The 15,404-nt window shown below is 58.3% G+C and carries 15 protein-coding genes; 11 read left to right on the top strand and 4 right to left on the bottom strand.

What is annotated here, in order from left to right:
* Positions 1 to 163: 163 nt before the first annotated feature.
* Together bamC and dapA are read right to left on the bottom strand one after the other, a co-directional pair.
* Positions 164 to 1,291: an outer membrane protein assembly factor BamC gene (bamC, locus tag OKC43_RS17790; RefSeq protein WP_005349235.1), complete on the bottom strand. Its 1,128-nt coding sequence runs from the start codon at positions 1,289 to 1,291 to the stop codon at positions 164 to 166.
* A complete protein-coding gene (gene dapA, locus OKC43_RS17785) occupies positions 1,284 to 2,171 on the bottom strand; it encodes a 4-hydroxy-tetrahydrodipicolinate synthase (RefSeq protein WP_005349232.1) in 888 nt (295 codons plus the stop codon). The genes bamC and dapA overlap by 8 nt, the downstream gene beginning before the upstream one ends.
* Before the next feature lie 205 nt (positions 2,172 to 2,376).
* Here dapA and OKC43_RS17780 point away from each other — a divergent pair, with 205 nt between their 5' ends.
* From OKC43_RS17780 to OKC43_RS17770, 3 genes are all read left to right on the top strand, one after another.
* Positions 2,377 to 2,910 (top strand): glycine cleavage system protein R, encoded by a 534-nt coding sequence (locus tag OKC43_RS17780; RefSeq protein WP_005349229.1) that lies wholly within the window; start codon positions 2,377 to 2,379, stop codon positions 2,908 to 2,910.
* A 24-nt stretch (positions 2,911 to 2,934) separates the two neighbouring features.
* The gene (gene bcp, locus OKC43_RS17775; RefSeq protein ID WP_149153567.1) at positions 2,935 to 3,399 is read left to right on the top strand and encodes a thioredoxin-dependent thiol peroxidase; all 465 of its coding nucleotides are present in this window, start codon (positions 2,935 to 2,937) and stop codon (positions 3,397 to 3,399) included.
* Positions 3,400 to 3,563: 164 nt separating this feature from the next.
* Entirely contained in the window at positions 3,564 to 4,064 is a 501-nt protein-coding gene (locus OKC43_RS17770) for a YfbU family protein (RefSeq protein WP_019446223.1), read from the top strand.
* 59 nt (positions 4,065 to 4,123) lie between these two features.
* Here OKC43_RS17770 and yfbV read toward each other — a convergent pair whose 3' ends face one another.
* Complete coding sequence (gene yfbV, locus OKC43_RS17765; protein ID WP_005339116.1) at positions 4,124 to 4,564, bottom strand: terminus macrodomain insulation protein YfbV; 441 nt, start codon at positions 4,562 to 4,564, stop codon at positions 4,124 to 4,126.
* Positions 4,565 to 4,868: 304 nt separating this feature from the next.
* Between yfbV and OKC43_RS17760 the strand changes: the two genes are divergently transcribed.
* From OKC43_RS17760 to OKC43_RS17740, 5 genes are all read left to right on the top strand, one after another.
* Positions 4,869 to 6,071: an acetate kinase gene (locus OKC43_RS17760; RefSeq protein ID WP_005349210.1), complete on the top strand. Its 1,203-nt coding sequence runs from the start codon at positions 4,869 to 4,871 to the stop codon at positions 6,069 to 6,071.
* Between the two features lie 54 nt (positions 6,072 to 6,125).
* Entirely contained in the window at positions 6,126 to 8,306 is a 2,181-nt protein-coding gene (gene pta, locus OKC43_RS17755; RefSeq protein WP_005339119.1) for a phosphate acetyltransferase, read from the top strand.
* A gap of 377 nt (positions 8,307 to 8,683) precedes the next feature.
* The gene (locus OKC43_RS17750; protein ID WP_213387408.1) at positions 8,684 to 9,004 is read left to right on the top strand and encodes a ComEA family DNA-binding protein; all 321 of its coding nucleotides are present in this window, start codon (positions 8,684 to 8,686) and stop codon (positions 9,002 to 9,004) included.
* 96 nt (positions 9,005 to 9,100) lie between these two features.
* Complete coding sequence (gene galU / locus OKC43_RS17745; protein WP_164537659.1) at positions 9,101 to 10,012, top strand: UTP--glucose-1-phosphate uridylyltransferase GalU; 912 nt, start codon at positions 9,101 to 9,103, stop codon at positions 10,010 to 10,012.
* Between the two features lie 213 nt (positions 10,013 to 10,225).
* Positions 10,226 to 11,623, top strand: a complete 1,398-nt coding sequence (locus tag OKC43_RS17740; RefSeq protein ID WP_005339123.1) for a peptide MFS transporter — start codon at positions 10,226 to 10,228, stop codon at positions 11,621 to 11,623.
* 73 nt (positions 11,624 to 11,696) lie between these two features.
* On the opposite strand, the gene OKC43_RS17735 is transcribed toward OKC43_RS17740, so the two are convergent.
* Positions 11,697 to 12,668 (bottom strand): response regulator, encoded by a 972-nt coding sequence (locus tag OKC43_RS17735; protein ID WP_021231964.1) that lies wholly within the window; start codon positions 12,666 to 12,668, stop codon positions 11,697 to 11,699.
* A 240-nt stretch (positions 12,669 to 12,908) separates the two neighbouring features.
* On the opposite strand from OKC43_RS17735, the gene OKC43_RS17730 reads away from it, so the two are divergent.
* The 3 genes from OKC43_RS17730 (at position 12,909) to OKC43_RS17720 (ending at position 15,303) form a co-directional block, all read left to right on the top strand.
* Positions 12,909 to 13,607 (top strand): DnaT-like ssDNA-binding domain-containing protein, encoded by a 699-nt coding sequence (locus tag OKC43_RS17730; RefSeq protein ID WP_005349201.1) that lies wholly within the window; start codon positions 12,909 to 12,911, stop codon positions 13,605 to 13,607.
* Between the two features lie 71 nt (positions 13,608 to 13,678).
* Positions 13,679 to 14,533, top strand: a complete 855-nt coding sequence (locus OKC43_RS17725; RefSeq protein WP_069555874.1) for a DnaA ATPase domain-containing protein — start codon at positions 13,679 to 13,681, stop codon at positions 14,531 to 14,533.
* Positions 14,534 to 14,667: 134 nt separating this feature from the next.
* Complete coding sequence (locus OKC43_RS17720) at positions 14,668 to 15,303, top strand: SDR family oxidoreductase (protein ID WP_236271647.1); 636 nt, start codon at positions 14,668 to 14,670, stop codon at positions 15,301 to 15,303.
* The last annotated feature ends 101 nt before the right edge of the window (positions 15,304 to 15,404 follow it).

Below are 15,404 nucleotides of genomic sequence, written 5' to 3'. Positions count from 1 at the left end.
AATAACACTTCCTGTTTGTGGGGGGTAAACATCGCGAGTCCCTCACCTGCGCGCTCTGTTTGCAACGGGCTGGCAAGGGGGCTCGCATCATCGAAAACCGCTCGGAATCCCCGCGTTTTCAGGGGGATTTTGATAACAAAACAGGGGCACAAGGCCCCTGTATTTATTCTGCTTTTGCTGCTGCCTGATCGGCCAGCCCCTTGGCGAACGCCTCGGACAGGCTGATATACATCTGGGAGATAACCCCGGACGATACCGGCTTTTTGTCCTTGTCGAACAGGGTAATGGAGGTCTTGCCTCCCGCCATTTCGCCAAGCTGGAAGCGGTATTTCTCCTCCTCCAGTTTGAACGGCTCGCTCCCTTTCGCCTTCCAGAACTCGGCACCCGGCTCTTCGTACTCGACGTCGATCCAGCCCAGTGACTGCTGGGTATCCTTGATGGTGAAACCGTAAGCGGGCAGTACCTGATTGAGGCGACGCCACACCTGATCAAAGGAGCCTTCGGCAATCCAGGCGCTCAGTTCGTTGTTGTCCAGACCCAGTTGCAGACCCATGCCATCGTTGGACTTGTGCTGCTCGCGGGCTTTCAGCTGGCTGTCGTAATAGAGAGAGAACTGGTTCAGCACTCGCGCGGCATAGCGCTGGGCATCGGCAGGGGTCAGCTTGTTGCTGGTCTCGCCGTCGATGGTCTCTTCGTGATCCAGCACCCGGACCGACATGTTGACGGCGTGGCGCTGGGCGTCGTTGCGTACGGTGAACTGGTAACGCTGACGGATTTTGAAGTCTTCGTCATCTTCACCCCAGCCATCGAGGGCGACCGTGTTGTCAAACCAGCCGGTCTGCAATACACCATCCTGCTGATCCAGCTTCTCGGTGGTGACCTTGTATTTGGCCAGGAAGTTCATCAGGAACGACCAGGTATCGCGCTCCACGCTCTGGCTGGTGCTCAGGGCATAGAAGGCAACGGTCGGTTCGGTTGCGCTCTGCACCACCTGACTGCCCGGTACCACGGTCAGCAGTTGGGCGGGCGGGCGCACATCGACCTGGGCGCCGAGGGCACCTTCACGGCTGCTTTCGGGAAGCGGCGGGATATCGTACTGGCTGTTGAAGGTGGGGGCACTCAATCCTGCGGGGATCAAGAACGCGCGGCCCTCGAGGCGGGCATCTTCATAACCGAAGTCGCGGTTGGCCATTTTGCGATCCTGGGGGGTGCTGCAACCGGCCAAGACGGCCACAGTCGCAACGCTCAGCACCAGACGGGCTCTATTTCCCTTTCCATTAGATTTAAACACTCGCCATCAACTCCGCTGTGGTCAGTGCTCGCGCCATCAGCTGCTCGCCCTCGGGGGTGAGGTCAACCAGCGGCAGGCGCAAGGTGGCTGTTGCAATCAACCCCAGTTGGGCACAGGCCCATTTCACCGGGGTGGGGCTCGGTTCGCAGAACAGAGTCTTGTGCAACGGCATCAAGAGATTGTTGATGTCATGCGCCTGCCCGGCATCACCGGCCAGCGCAGCACGACACATGTCGGCCATCTGGGCCGCTGCAATATTGGTGGTGACCGAAATCACGCCATCGCCACCTTGCAGCATAAAATCACAACCAGTGGCATCGTCGCCACTGTAGAGAGCAAACTCCGGCCCGCACAGCTCGCGCAGCAGCGGGGTGCGGCTCAAATCGCCGGTTGCCTCTTTCAAACCGATAATGCCGGGAACCTTGGCCAGACGGGCCACGGTCTCCGGTTTGAGATCGCAACAGGTGCGACCGGGCACATTATAAAGAATTTGGGGCAGACCACTAGCCTCGGCGATCGCACAATAGTGGCGATAGAGACCTTCCTGAGTGGGCTTGTTGTAGTAAGGAGTCACCGAGAGACCCGCCACCACGCCGGTTTTGGCCAGTCGCTTTGCCAATTCAATGGCATGGGCAGTATTGTTGGAGCCGCAACCGGCGATGACGGGAATGCGTCCGGCGGCATACTCAACGGTCTTTTCAACGACGGCGATATGCTCCTGCTCGCTCAGGGTCACCGATTCCCCTGTGGTACCCACCGCAACAATGGCGCTGGTCCCGGCGCTGACATGATAGTCGACCAGTTTGGCCAGACTGGCCCAATCGACTTCACCTGAAGCCAGCATGGGGGTAACGAGCGCAACAATACTACCGCGTAACATGGACTTTTCTCCCGATTTTCAGGGGCGTAATGGTAAAGCTGGCCCCTTTGAAAAACAAGGGAGAGAGGGGGCAAGCCGTGATACCATCCGGAACAAAAAGCAATGGACGAAAGTCGGCAGCGTCCCTCAGGGAGTGGTCATCAGGGCCGGAGGGTTGACTTGCCAGCGCGGCTTTCGCAACGAAATAACGGACGAGAGAAGATTTATGACTCACTATCTGGTCGTAACGGCCATCGGCACGGACAGGCCTGGCATCGTCAATGAAGTGACCCGCCACGTCAGTGGCTGTGGTTGCAACATTGTGGACAGCCGCCTTGGCATCTTCGGCAATGAATTTACCTTTATCATGCTGCTCTCGGGCGACTGGAACAGCATGATGCAACTCGAAATCAGCCTGCCCCTGCGTAGCCAGGAGTGGGATCTCATCACCATGATGAAACGCACCGAACGCCACCAGTCCCTGCAGTATGACGTCCGCGCCAGTGCCGACCTGTTGATCCGCGACGAGCCCGGCATCGTAAGCCAGTGCACCCAGTTCTTCAGCGAACATGGCTGGAACATTCAGGCGATGCAATCCATGACCCTGGAGCAGCAGCCGTTCAACCTGCTCAAGATCAGTTTTCAGCTCAATCTGGCCAGAGAGGGTGAAGTGGAAGGTTCGCAAACCGCCTTCGCCGAATTCTGTCGTCAACTGGGTGCCGAATCGTTCGAGTTTATCGTCAATCGCAAACACGCCTGAGGGCGTTTTACCCGAGGAGACCCCATGCAACCACTACACGCTGGCAGCCCCGCCCCCGATTTCTCCCTGCCCGACCAGAATGGCAATCAGGTCAGCCTCGCTGGCCTGCGCGGCAAGAAGGTGCTGGTCTATTTCTACCCCAAGGCGATGACCCCCGGCTGCACCACCCAGGCCTGCAGCCTGCGCGATGTGAACGCCGAGCTGGCCGCCCTCAATGTGGTGGTGCTTGGCATCAGCCCGGACCCGGCCAAACGGCTGAAAAAGTTCGAAGAGCGGGACCAGCTCAACTTCACTCTGCTGGCCGATGAGGACCACGCCGTCGCCGATGCCTTTGGCGTCTGGGGCCCGAAGAAGTTCATGGGCAAGGAGTATGACGGCATTCACCGCCAGAGCTTCCTGATCGACGAAGAGGGCAAGATTGCCCACCACTTCGACAAGTTCAAAACCAGCGATCACCATCAGGTGGTACTGGATTTCCTCAAGGGATAATCCTCCCCTGCGTTATTGAAAGGCCTGCCATGCAGGCCTTTTTTTGTCTGGCCAGCCGCCCCTTGCCAGCGGATTTTTCTCACCAACTCCCCCGCCCAGATCAAAAAATTCATTTTATATATGGGTTAACGTGACCCCAGAATCATCTTCCAGCGAGATATCCCATGAACATGAGCAACACTGAGCGTTTGATCCTGAGCAACCAGTACGAAATTCTGGCGAAACTCAACCCGGAGAAAGCGGACGTCTACCAGCGCGCCAGCACCATCATCGAGCGCGGCTATTGCCTGCAAATCCTTGAGCTGGAGAAGAGCTTCGGCCATCTGGATCTGGCGACCTGCCAGGAGGTGATCGACACCCTGGAGCTGCACCACGCACTGGCCATCTCATGGGGCAATCTGGATGCCGCCGATCAGGGCGAGATCAACGCCAGTCGGCTGGAGTTCAACGGCTACAGCCGCAGCCAGGAGCGTGAGCTGGCTGACTACGTCTGCTTCCTGCTGGAGGTGGACAAGCGCTTCCCCGAGCTCAAGTGCCCGTGCGACGAGCTCTCCAGCGACATCGCCATGCGCGACAAGTACCAACGGATGCTGACTGTATGGCGTCAGTGCCCCCGTCAGTACAAGCTCTCCATCCAGGAGATCCGCAAGGTACTGGCGGCCTGATCCGCACACCAACCGCAACAAAAAAGGCGCCACTGGCGCCTTTTTGCATCTGAAACGGGTTATTCATAGAGAAAGGATTTATCGAGCTGCTGGAAGGCGGCCTTGAGGGTATCGGCCAGCTCTTCATAGCGCGGCTGAGACACCAGCTGACGACGACCACCCTGCTCGTTCATCTTGCCGTTGATCTCCCGATACCAGCTCGCCAGCGACGGGGGCAAGCGGGTGTCGGCACGCTGGCCGAGCCAGTAGTAACCCTGCAGCGGCAAACTGAGCAGGAACAGCACGGAAGTGATGACGGAAGGCCAGTAGTGCAGCTCGCCAAACTGGAACTGCAGCATCACGCTCAGCACCGCCAGCGCGGGGATCACCTTGAGGGCGAACTCGGTCGCCTTGATCACCCGATTTTCAGGAAACATCGAATTGAGCTCGGGACGGCGCGGCCAAAGCGTCATATAATGGCGGCCTTGCTGTAACTTAGTTCCAAAAATGTTCATGCTCATACTACCTCCGAGCGCTTTTTGAACGTACTAACGGCAAAACCTCGACAAAATTTGATGCGAAGTAACAAAGGTTGAGGATGACTTTGTTATTTTTCAACAATCGGGTTATCCTTTGTACGCCCATTTTTGCGTCAAAAGCTTGTTGCTATTGACCTGTCAGGGACGTCTGGATTTCGGGTCTTGTATCACTATACAAGGGGCAAGCAACAGATTGCCAACCCTCATAAGGATAAGTTGAAAGTTTTTGGCCGCACCGCGTCCAACGCATCCGCCTACACAACCCAATCTGCGATAGGATTTATTCATGAGTAAGCTGGTTCTTGTTCTTAACTGTGGCAGCTCTTCCCTGAAGTTTGCCGTCATTGACGCAACCACCGGTGATGACCTGCTGTCCGGCCTGGCCGAGTGCTTCAACCTCGACGACGCCCGCATCAAGTGGAAACTGAATGGCGAGAAAGGCAGTGCCGATCTGGGCGCGGGTGCCGCTCACCAGGAAGCGCTGGACTTCATCGTCAACAAGATCCTGCCGCTCAATCCGGAACTGTCCAAGAACCTGATCGCCATCGGTCACCGTGTTGTTCACGGTGGCGAGCGCTTCACCTCTTCCGTTGTCATCTGCGAAGACGTGATTGCCGGCATCGAAGCTGCTGTTCCGTACGCACCGCTGCACAACCCGGCTCACCTGATCGGTATCCGTGAAGCTCGCCGCGTATTCCCGGCGCTGGCTGACAAGAACGTGGCCGTATTCGATACCGCGTTCCACCAGACCATGCCGGAAGAAGCCTTCCTGTACGCCCTGCCGTACAAGCTCTACAAAGAGAACGGCATCCGTCGCTACGGCGCTCACGGCACCAGCCACTACTACATCAGCCTGGAAGCTGCCAAGCAGCTGAACAAGCCGGTTGAAGAGCTGAACATCATCAACTGCCACCTGGGCAACGGCGGTTCCGTCTGCGCCATCAAGAACGGCAAATCTGTTGATACCTCCATGGGCCTGACTCCGCTGGAAGGTCTGGTGATGGGTACCCGTTCCGGTGATCTGGATCCGGCCATCATCTTCTTCCTGCACGACAAGCTGGGCATGAGCGTGGCCGATATCAACACCATGCTGACCAAAGAGTCCGGCCTGCAGGGTCTGACCGAAGTGACCTCCGACTGCCGTTTTGTTGAAGACAACTACGACAGCAAAGAAGAAGCCAAGCGTGCTATGGACGTTTACTGCTATCGCCTGGCCAAGTACATCGGCGCCTACGCTGCCGCCATGGACGGTCGTCTGGACGCCGTTGTTTTCACCGGTGGTATCGGTGAAAACTCCGCCCCGATCCGTGAAATCACCCTGAACAAGCTGGGTCTGCTGGGCTTTGACGTTGATCACGACGCCAACCTGAAGGCTCGTTTCGGCAAGGGTGGCGAGATCACCAAGGCTGGTTCTACCAAGGCCTTGGTTATCCCGACCAACGAAGAGTGGGTTATCGCCCACGACGCGCTGGAACTGGTCGGCGCTTAATTGACGCAGTAACTCGAGGCCGCCCACAGGGCGGCCTTTTCCTGATCCCAAAAAATGAACAAGGGGTATAAAGTGGCACGCACTATTATGCTTATCCCGGTCGGCACTGGTGTCGGCGTAACTTCCGTGAGTCTGGGCGTTGTTCGCGCCATGGAGCGTCACGGTGTCAATGTCAGCTTCTTCAAACCGGTTGCCCAGCCGCGTCCGGGTGAAACCGGTGCCGAGCGCTCAACCGCCGTTATCCGCGCTGCTGCCAACATCAATCCGCCCGAGCCCTTCACCCTCTCCTACGCCGAGAACATGATCAGCTCCAGCAACACCGATATCCTGCTGGAAGAGATCGTTGCCCGCTTCGAAGAGCACGTGAAATCCAGTGGTGCCGAAGTGCTGGTTGTCGAAGGTATGGTGCCGACCGACAAGCAGCCCTTTGCCAACAAGCTGAACTACGACGTCGCCAAGGCGCTGGATGCTGACATGGTATTCGTGACCCATCCGGGCCATGACTCCAGCCAGAAGCTGAAAGAGCGCATCGAACTGGCTTGCTCCAACTTCGGTGGTGTCAACAACCCCCGTATCGTTGGCTGCGTGATCAACAAGGTTGGCGCGCCGGTTGACGAGCATGGCGTAACCCGCCCTGACCTGACCGAGATGTTCGAAGCCCATCACCACGCTTCTGACGCAGCTCACAACCTGGAAGTGCTGCAAGTGTTCGGCAAGAGCCCGCTGCGCATCCTGGGTTGCATCCCCTGGAACACCCAGCTGATCGCCCCGCGCGCCAAGGATCTCGCCAAGCATCTGGCCGCCAAGATCCTGCACAAGGGCGAGCTGGACAGCCGCCGCCTGCAGACCGTGACCTTCTGTGCCCGCTCCATCCACAACATGGTTGAGCACTTCCGTCCGGGCAGCCTGCTGGTGACCTCCGGCGACCGCTCCGACGTTATAGTATCTGCCTGCCTCTCCGCCATGAACGGCGTCAAGCTGGGCGCCCTGCTGCTGACCGGCAACTATCATCCGGAGCCGCAGGTAATGGCTCTGTGCCAACAGGCCATGGCCACCGGCCTGCCGATCATGATGACCGGTACCAACACCTGGCAGACCGCCGTCAGCCTGCAGAACTTCAACGTCGATATTCCGGAAGATGACCGCGAGCGTATCGAACTGGTACAGGACTACGTCGCTGGCCACATCGACAAGCACTGGATCGAGTCGCTGACCGTCAGCTCTACCCGTTCCCGTCGCCTGAGCCCGCCGGCGTTCCGTTATCAGCTGACCGAGCTGGCCCGTCAGGCCAACAAGCGTGTCGTGCTGCCGGAAGGCGACGAGCCGCGCACCATCAAGGCTGCCGCCATCTGTGCCGAGCGTGGCATTGCCCGTCCGGTACTGCTGGGTAACCCGGAAGAAATCCGTCGCGTTGCCGAACAGCAGGGTGTAGTTCTGACCGATCGCGTCGAGATCATCGATCCGGCCGTTGTGCGCGAGCGCTATGTGCCGCGTCTGGTCGAGCTGCGCAAGAACAAGGGCATGACCGAAGTGGTTGCCCGCGAGCAGCTGGAAGACAACGTGGTACTGGGTACCATGATGCTGGAGCGCAATGAAGTTGACGGCCTGGTATCCGGCGCGGTGCACACCACTGCCAACACCATCCGTCCGCCGATGCAGATCATCAAGACAGCTCCGGGCTCTTCCCTGATCTCCTCCATCTTCTTCATGCTGCTGCCTGACCAGGTGCTGGTCTACGGTGACTGCGCGATCAACCCGGATCCGACTGCCGAGCAGCTGGCCGAGATCGCCATCCAGTCCGCCGACTCCGCTGCCGCTTTCGGCATCGAGCCGCGCGTAGCCATGATCTCCTACTCCACCGGTACCTCTGGCGCCGGTGCCGATGTAGAGAAAGTGCGTGAAGCGACCGAGCTGGCCAAGGCCAAGCGCCCCGACCTCATCATCGACGGCCCCCTGCAGTACGACGCGGCCATCATGGAGAACGTGGCCAAGTCCAAGGCACCGAACTCACCGGTTGCTGGTAAAGCCACCGTATTCGTCTTCCCGGACCTGAATACCGGTAACACCACTTACAAAGCGGTGCAGCGTTCCGCTGACCTGGTCTCCATCGGCCCGATGCTGCAAGGCATGCGCAAGCCGGTCAACGACCTCTCCCGTGGCGCCCTGGTTGACGACATCGTCTACACCATCGCCCTGACCGGTATCCAGGCTGCCCAGGCTGACGAACAAGCCTAATCAGTGCCTGTCTGAAAAAACCGATCACAAAGGCTGCTCACCCCAGGTGAGCAGCCTTTTTTATTGGTTCTCTTTTGAAGACCAGTGAAACATGCCATCAGCGCAGTGTTGCACAGAACAATGCCATGTGATGTGCCAGAAATGTCTCGAGCGTAGCGCTGCGGGAAAGCGTAATCGCCACCTTTAAGATGCATCTAAAATAGATTCAAGATCATACGGTTGGATATATGAGGGCATTCATAGCGAAGCGCTTATAGCAAATATTTCGCCATCGGCATGAGGATTTGACCTGTTAGAAATAGCAGTGAAAAAGACCCGTTCGATACGCTATTCATCAATGTGCCACTCGGCAATATCCACATCATGGAGGAATGGAAATGCTGATGAAGAAGCTCTCTGCAATCATGCTGTTAGCCTGCTTGCCCCTGTTCAGCCAACCCGTGTTGGCCGCAGATAAGGCCACGCCCAAGCAAACAACCACAGCCGAGGCCGCCAAGGAGTCCGGCAAGCTGAATATCAATACGGCCACCCTTGCCGAACTCACCAGCCTGAAAGGGATTGGCGACAAGAAGGCACAAGCCATCGTCGACTATCGGGAAAAACAGGGAAAGTTCACCTCGGTCGATCAGCTGGCGGATGTCAATGGCATTGGCCCGGCCACGCTGGAAGCCAACCGTGACATGATCATCGTCAAATAACGTCCGAGCTCTGCATATACGAATGGGGTAGCCTGTGGCTGCCCCATTTTTCTTGGAGTATCATGGCCGCACTTTAATCCCGCTGGATAGTTTTCCATGAAAAAGACTCCTCTGACAGTTCGCAAGGCCGTGCTCCCGGTAGCCGGTCTGGGTACCCGTATGCTGCCAGCCACCAAGGCCATCCCGAAAGAGATGCTGCCGGTGGTCGACAAACCGCTGATCCAGTACGTAGTGCGCGAAGCCATCGCCGCCGGGATCAAGGAGATCGTGCTGGTCACCCACTCGAGCAAGAACTCCATCGAAAACCACTTCGACAAGAGTTTCGAACTGGAAGCGACCCTAGAGAAGCGGGTCAAGCGTCAGCTGCTGGAAGAGGTGCAACAGATCTGCCCGAAAGACGTCACTATCATGCACGTCCGTCAGGGTGAGGCCAAAGGTCTGGGCCACGCGGTGTTGTGCGCCCGTCCGCTGATCGGTGACAACCCGTTTGCCGTGCTGCTGCCTGATGTACTGATTGATGAAGTGGCCAGCGACCCGAAAAAAGACAACCTGGCCGAGATGGTGCACATGTTCGAAGAGAACCAGATCAGCCAGATCATGGTGGAAGCGGTTCCCGAGAGCGAAGTGGACAAGTACGGCATCGCCGACATCAAGGGCGAGGCCCTGAGCGAGGGGATGTCCCTGCCGATGCAGGCCATTGTCGAGAAGCCGCCCCGTGACGAAGCCCCCTCCAATCTGGCGGTGGTGGGTCGTTACGTCCTCTCCTCCAATATCTGGCCGCTGCTGGAGAAGACCCCGGCCGGTGCCGGTGACGAGATCCAGCTGACTGACGCCATCGCCATGCTGATGGAACAGGAGCAGGTCAACGCCTACTTCATGAAGGGCAAGAGCCACGATTGCGGCAGCAAGCTGGGCTACATGAAAGCCAATGTGGAATATGGTGTGCGCCATCACGAGCTGAACGGCGAATTTATCAGCTGGCTGAAGCAGTTCGTCAAGCAGTTGTAATCGCTGATAAATCTGTTTTTTATAGACGTATTTAAGGGGCATCAAATGATGCTCCTTTTTCATTTTTGCAACAAAAAATCAATCAAGAGTAAATAAACTCTCAGCAAATCATAATGTTGTAATTTATTCACACATGCTCTATAAGGATTGAGGCGTGTTTCTCGCCCTTGCATAAAAAACTCAAAAAAATATAAGACACAGGTGGAAGTTCCAATGAATAACCCGTCAAAAGGGACCTTTTTAGGTCACCCTAAAGGGCTTTTTTTGCTCTTTAGTACCGAACTGTGGGAGAGATTCTCCTATTACGGCATGCGTGCCGTACTGGTGCTCTATCTGACCGACCTGACTGCCAACGGCGGTCTGGGCTGGAGTCAGGCAGATGCCCTCAAACTCTACGGTATCTATACCGGTCTGGTTTATATCACTCCGCTGATCGGCGGCTGGCTGGCTGACACCTTCCTGGGTCAACGTCGCGCCATCCTGATCGGTGCCGTGCTGATGGCCGCAGGTCAGTTCACTCTGGCACTGCCCCACGCCATGTTCCCGGATATGGTCAACACCATGTTCTACGCGGGCCTCGCGCTGCTGATCGTGGGTAACGGCCTGTTCAAACCGAACATCTCCACCATGGTGGGTGACCTCTATGAAGAGGGCGATCACCGCCGTGATGGTGCTTTCACCATCTTCTACATGGGTATCAACCTGGGTTCCCTGCTGGCAGGCGTGATCTGTGGTGCTGCCGCTACGGCCTACGGCTGGCAAGCAGCCTTCGTCGGCGCCGGTATCGGTATGCTGCTCTCTCTGGTGATCCAGGCCACCATGGCCCAGCGTTTCCTGGGTGACATCGGTCGCGTCACTGCCGCCCAGCGCGCAGCCGCCCTGCGTACTACCGAGCAAAAAGCACCGCTGACCAAGCAGGAAGTGGATCGCATCAAGGTTATTCTGGTACTGGGTCTGTTCACCATCATCTTCTGGGCCGGTTTCGAACAGGCCGGTGGTCTGATGAACCTATACACCCAGGAGTATACCGACCGCATGATCGGCAGCTTCGAAGTGCCGACCGCCTGGTTCCAGTCCCTGAACCCCTTCTTCATCATCACTCTGGCACCGGTCGTTGCGGCCATCTGGATCAAGCTCGGCAAGAAAGAGCCGAACTCTCCGGTGAAATTCGCCATGGGTCTGCTGTTCCTGGCTATCGGCTTCCTGTTCATGGTCGGTGCCGTGCTGCAGCAGGGTGGTGACAACACCGTCAAGACCTCCATGTTCTGGCTGGTTGGCGCGTACCTGTTCCACACCCTGGGCGAGCTCTGCCTCTCCCCGATCGGCCTCTCCATGGTGACCAAACTGGCTCCGCTGCGTCTGGCTTCCCTGATGATGGGTGCCTGGTTTGGCTTCGTTGCCCTGGCCAACTACGCTGCGGGCTTTATCGGCTCCTTCGTAGGTGAAGCCGGTCCGATCGCCATCTTCGGTGGCATCGCCCTGGCTGCGATACTGAGCGCCCTGATCCTGCTGACCATGGCCAACCGCCTGGTCTACTGGATGCACGGTGCCGAAGGCCCAGCCAAAGAGCCGCAAGCTCAAGAGAAGAAACTGCACTCCGCCACCGTCTAAACGGTCAGGATTGTAAACAACAAACAGGGCGCCCATCGGCGCCCTGTTTGTTTTAGCTTATTGTCATGCGGCATCAGTGATGACGAACCTGCACATCCAGCGAGCCGCCGCTGTCGCTGCGAAACTGCAGAGCGAACGGTTCATGCCAGCTGCGTTTGTGCAGGGCGTAGTGGCTGCTGCGCATCAGACCAAGGGGTAGGCCGCCGGAGCGCATCAGCCAGTGGGGAGAGGTGAGCCCTGCGTTGGCAAACACCAACCCATCATGCTGATCAAACAGCAGCGCCGCCATGGCAAAAGAGTGACGAAGCCCGGACGCCATCAACTGATGGTTGAGGTAGTCGAGCAACCGGTGCGGCTGGCTCAGCAACCGGCTCTCGTTCTGCTGAAACTGGCGGTAGGGGACGTTCATCAAGGATCGCACCAGCGCACCACAAAATGCCGCATCCGTACCCATGATGGGCAGCTCCATCACCAGCACCAGCAGCTTGTCTTCCACCTTGAAGGTATCTGGAATAAACAGCTGCCCCAGCCCCTTGAACGTGACCTGCCAGGGGCCCCACTCCTGCAAGCCCGGCGGCTTGAGCCCCGCCAGCAGGCGGCTGGCCGCCTTGTCATGGGCACTGAAATAGTCGATATGATCCATAAGCTCCAACTGCTGCGCCCGGTTGACGCTGCCGTTGAGACACTGTTCAATGCTGCGCTCGACCAGCGCATAATCCTCGAGGGGTTTGAGCAGATAGTCCCGCGCACCGGCACGCAAGGCGCTGGCGACTGCCTCCATGGTGCTCTGGGCCGAAATAACGATCACTGGGATATGGGGATAGCGCGCAGAGAGGCAGGCGATCACCTCGTGGCCATCCATATTGGGCATATTGAGATCGCACAACACCACATCGGGATGGTAGAGGGCCGCCGCCGATAACCCCTCAATACCATCTTCGGCCTGAAACACCGTTGCCCCGTCCCGTGCGAGGTAACTTACTAACGAGTGGCGAAAAACAGCCTCGTCCTCCACCACCAGGATCCGTAGCCCGGCTTTTGACATCTTGATAAAGCTCTTATTAGTCAATTGGTTATTTAGGTATTAAGACTAGCTCAAAAGTGCTGTCAGCGCGGAAACCCTGCGTCAAAAGTAGACCTCGATCATACGATGGCATCAAGAGAACCCCATCCGTCCGCGTAGCTCTATTCGCTCGGGAGGCCCCGCGACTACGACCGCCATCCGAATTGTGCAAGTGGGCGCCATAAGGGATAATGCCCCCCACTCCAGCTCGTGAAGAAGACCATGACCCCAGCCGAATACAGCGCCCTTGCCCACCCAAGATTGTCCCATCCGGCTCGCAGTCTCTATACCCTGCAGCTGCGCCGACTGGTGCTGGAAAATCAGGCGGCCCGGCTCAACTATCCCGAGCTGGGTCGGGCGCTGGCGGTGGTCGATCCGGGTGATCCCTGCGGCTTCTCGTTTCAGGTCAATGCCCGCCAGCTCACCGAGCTGTTCGATGAACTGATGGAGGCGGGCCTGCTGCAGGTCGAGGCTCAGCCCGAGAGTGAGCACTACCATCAGTGCCCGTTCCAATTGCCATTGCTGACCCAGAAGTTGCGCAGCCCGCTGCCGGAACGCCCCTTCCAGATGCATCTGCAGTGGCGCCCGGACGAAGAGCTGCCCGCCCTCGCCCGTCTGTGCGGAGTGATCGATGCCAGCTACAGCGAAGAGGATCTGGGGGAGTTTATCGCCTACTGGCTGGGGCGCCCCGAGGTGTTCGACTCCCAGCATCAATGGATGCTCAAGTTTATTCGCGCCCTCAAGACCCGCCGCTATACCCGTCGCAAACCGATGGAGGTGCAGGGCTACCAGCAGGTGACGCCGGCCCCGGCAGAGTCGGGCCCCAGCAAACGGGCACAGCAGATGATTGAAGAGGCCAAGCGACTGGCCCAACAGCAGACGCAAGAACCCGCAGCGCAGCAGGAGCCGGATAATGATTGATAGCGGCCCCCGCCTGCAGGCAGAATCAACCCCTTGTCTACCCATCCCTGATCGAGCAGAAGGAGCATTCCATGACTGACCCGCAAGATCCCCTGCGCCAGGAGCTGGAAGAGATCGAAGCCAAGCGCCAGAAGATCGCCAAGGCCAAGCAGGATCACCGTATTCACGACCCGGAATTAAGCCGCCATGTGGGTGGCCTTCTGGAGCGCATTCGTCGCCTGCAACAAGAGACCGGTGGCGGCCAGTATGACTACGAGACCCTGCGCAAGGAGTATGACGCCAAGGCCAACGCCGAGGTGCGCGAGCTGCAGAAGGCAGCCCGTCAGGAGCGGATCCAGAAGCTGATCGCCCAGGCCGACCTCAACCCTGACTGGGTATTTGACAAGATGGATGCAGGTGACCCGGCGCTGCAATACCCCATCGAAACAGCCCGTTACTTTATCAGCGGCTTCGAGCACTGGGAGAAGAGCGGTGGCGGCTGCATGCTGATCTACGGCGACTACGGCACCGGCAAGTCGACCCTCGCGGGGGCGGTAGCGCATGAGCTGATCGCCCGTCACCAGAAATCGGTGATCTTCCAGCAGTGGGCCTCCATCGTCGATCGGCTGTTCTTCAACGTGATCCCCGATCAGGACGAGCGCAACCAGTACCGCCGCGCGCTGGAAGAGGTGGATCTGCTGATCATCGATGAGGTATCGGCCAACCGCGCCAAAATGGCGGAGAGTCAGTCCAGCTTCCTCGGCCACCTGCTGCGCCGCCGTCGCAACCTGTCAAAGAGCGTCATCATCATCACCAACCACACGCCTCAGAGCCTGCATCAGGCGATCGGTGATTTCAGCTATGAAGCGATCAAGGCGTTCAATCCGGTGGATATCCACCTGAGCGGTCCAAGCCGTCGCCCCAGCATCGGCAACTACAGCGGCTGATCCCCTCTCAAAGAGTGCGAGTCGCTGGCAGCTCGCACTCTCTCCTCCCTGCCAGCTCACAAATAGAAACAACTCTCATTTACAGCAGGCGAACAAGCCACTAGGCTAGCCCCTTTTGCCAAGGGAGCTCATCTATGCCAACCACACTGATTTTCGGAGCCAGCCGCGGGCTGGGCCGCGCCTTTACTCATCACGCCCTGAGCCAGGGTCACCGGGTCGTTGCGCTGGTGCGCAGCCCCGAGATGGCCATGGAACTGAGTGCGCTGGGAGTTGAGGTGATCGAGGGGGATGCGCTGGACTCAGCGGCAGTGCAGCAGGCATGTGCCCGGGCAGGGCAAGATGCACAGGTCGTCTCTACCCTCGGCAGCTTCCGTCAGGCCGCGCCGGTGGACTATCAGGGCAACCGTCATGTGATCGATGCCGTGGAGCAGGCAGGCCTGAAACGACTGCTGCTGGTCACCTCCCTCGGCTGTGGTGACAGCTGGCAGTATCTGCCGGAGCGGGCGCGCGCCGCCTTCGGTCACGAGGTACGTCTCAAGAGTCTGGCGGAGAGCTGGCTGCAGACCAGCTCCCTCGTGTGGACCATTCTGCGCCCGGCGGGCCTGCAGGATGGCGACGCCACCGGCCGCGCCGAGCTGAGTCAGGGCAAGGAGGTACACGGACTGGTGCGCCGCGCCGATGTGGCCGCCCAAGGGCTGCGCCTGCTGGCGGATGAGACAGCGGTGGGGCAGATCTACGCCATCGGGGATCCCACGCTCCAGCGCGGCTAAAGCAGCAGTAAAACCGCTTAACCCCACCACATAACAAAACGGTCAGCCCAAGGGCTGACCGTTTTCGCTTTACCGCACACACCATCTCACGGGCGCTTGCA

Source organism: Aeromonas sp. Y289-2, assembly GCF_027705925.1.
Classification (GTDB): domain Bacteria; phylum Pseudomonadota; class Gammaproteobacteria; order Enterobacterales; family Aeromonadaceae; genus Aeromonas; species Aeromonas veronii.
The sequence above is the reverse complement of the archived record's forward strand: the minus strand, read 5'-3'. Positions and strand labels throughout refer to the sequence as shown.

Coding starts and splice junctions, on each gene's coding strand:
- OKC43_RS17750 (WP_213387408.1), top strand. CDS start 8,684: ATGCTGATGAAGAAGCTCTCTGCAATCATGCTGTTAGCCTGCTTGCCC.
- bcp (WP_149153567.1), top strand. CDS start 2,935: ATGCAACCACTACACGCTGGCAGCCCCGCCCCCGATTTCTCCCTGCCC.
- OKC43_RS17760 (WP_005349210.1), top strand. CDS start 4,869: ATGAGTAAGCTGGTTCTTGTTCTTAACTGTGGCAGCTCTTCCCTGAAG.
- OKC43_RS17770 (WP_019446223.1), top strand. CDS start 3,564: ATGAACATGAGCAACACTGAGCGTTTGATCCTGAGCAACCAGTACGAA.
- pta (WP_005339119.1), top strand. CDS start 6,126: ATGAACAAGGGGTATAAAGTGGCACGCACTATTATGCTTATCCCGGTC.
- OKC43_RS17740 (WP_005339123.1), top strand. CDS start 10,226: ATGAATAACCCGTCAAAAGGGACCTTTTTAGGTCACCCTAAAGGGCTT.
- OKC43_RS17735 (WP_021231964.1), bottom strand. CDS start 12,668: ATGTCAAAAGCCGGGCTACGGATCCTGGTGGTGGAGGACGAGGCTGTT.
- galU (WP_164537659.1), top strand. CDS start 9,101: ATGAAAAAGACTCCTCTGACAGTTCGCAAGGCCGTGCTCCCGGTAGCC.
- dapA (WP_005349232.1), bottom strand. CDS start 2,171: ATGTTACGCGGTAGTATTGTTGCGCTCGTTACCCCCATGCTGGCTTCA.
- OKC43_RS17720 (WP_236271647.1), top strand. CDS start 14,668: ATGCCAACCACACTGATTTTCGGAGCCAGCCGCGGGCTGGGCCGCGCC.
- OKC43_RS17780 (WP_005349229.1), top strand. CDS start 2,377: ATGACTCACTATCTGGTCGTAACGGCCATCGGCACGGACAGGCCTGGC.
- OKC43_RS17730 (WP_005349201.1), top strand. CDS start 12,909: ATGACCCCAGCCGAATACAGCGCCCTTGCCCACCCAAGATTGTCCCAT.
- yfbV (WP_005339116.1), bottom strand. CDS start 4,564: ATGAGCATGAACATTTTTGGAACTAAGTTACAGCAAGGCCGCCATTAT.
- OKC43_RS17725 (WP_069555874.1), top strand. CDS start 13,679: ATGACTGACCCGCAAGATCCCCTGCGCCAGGAGCTGGAAGAGATCGAA.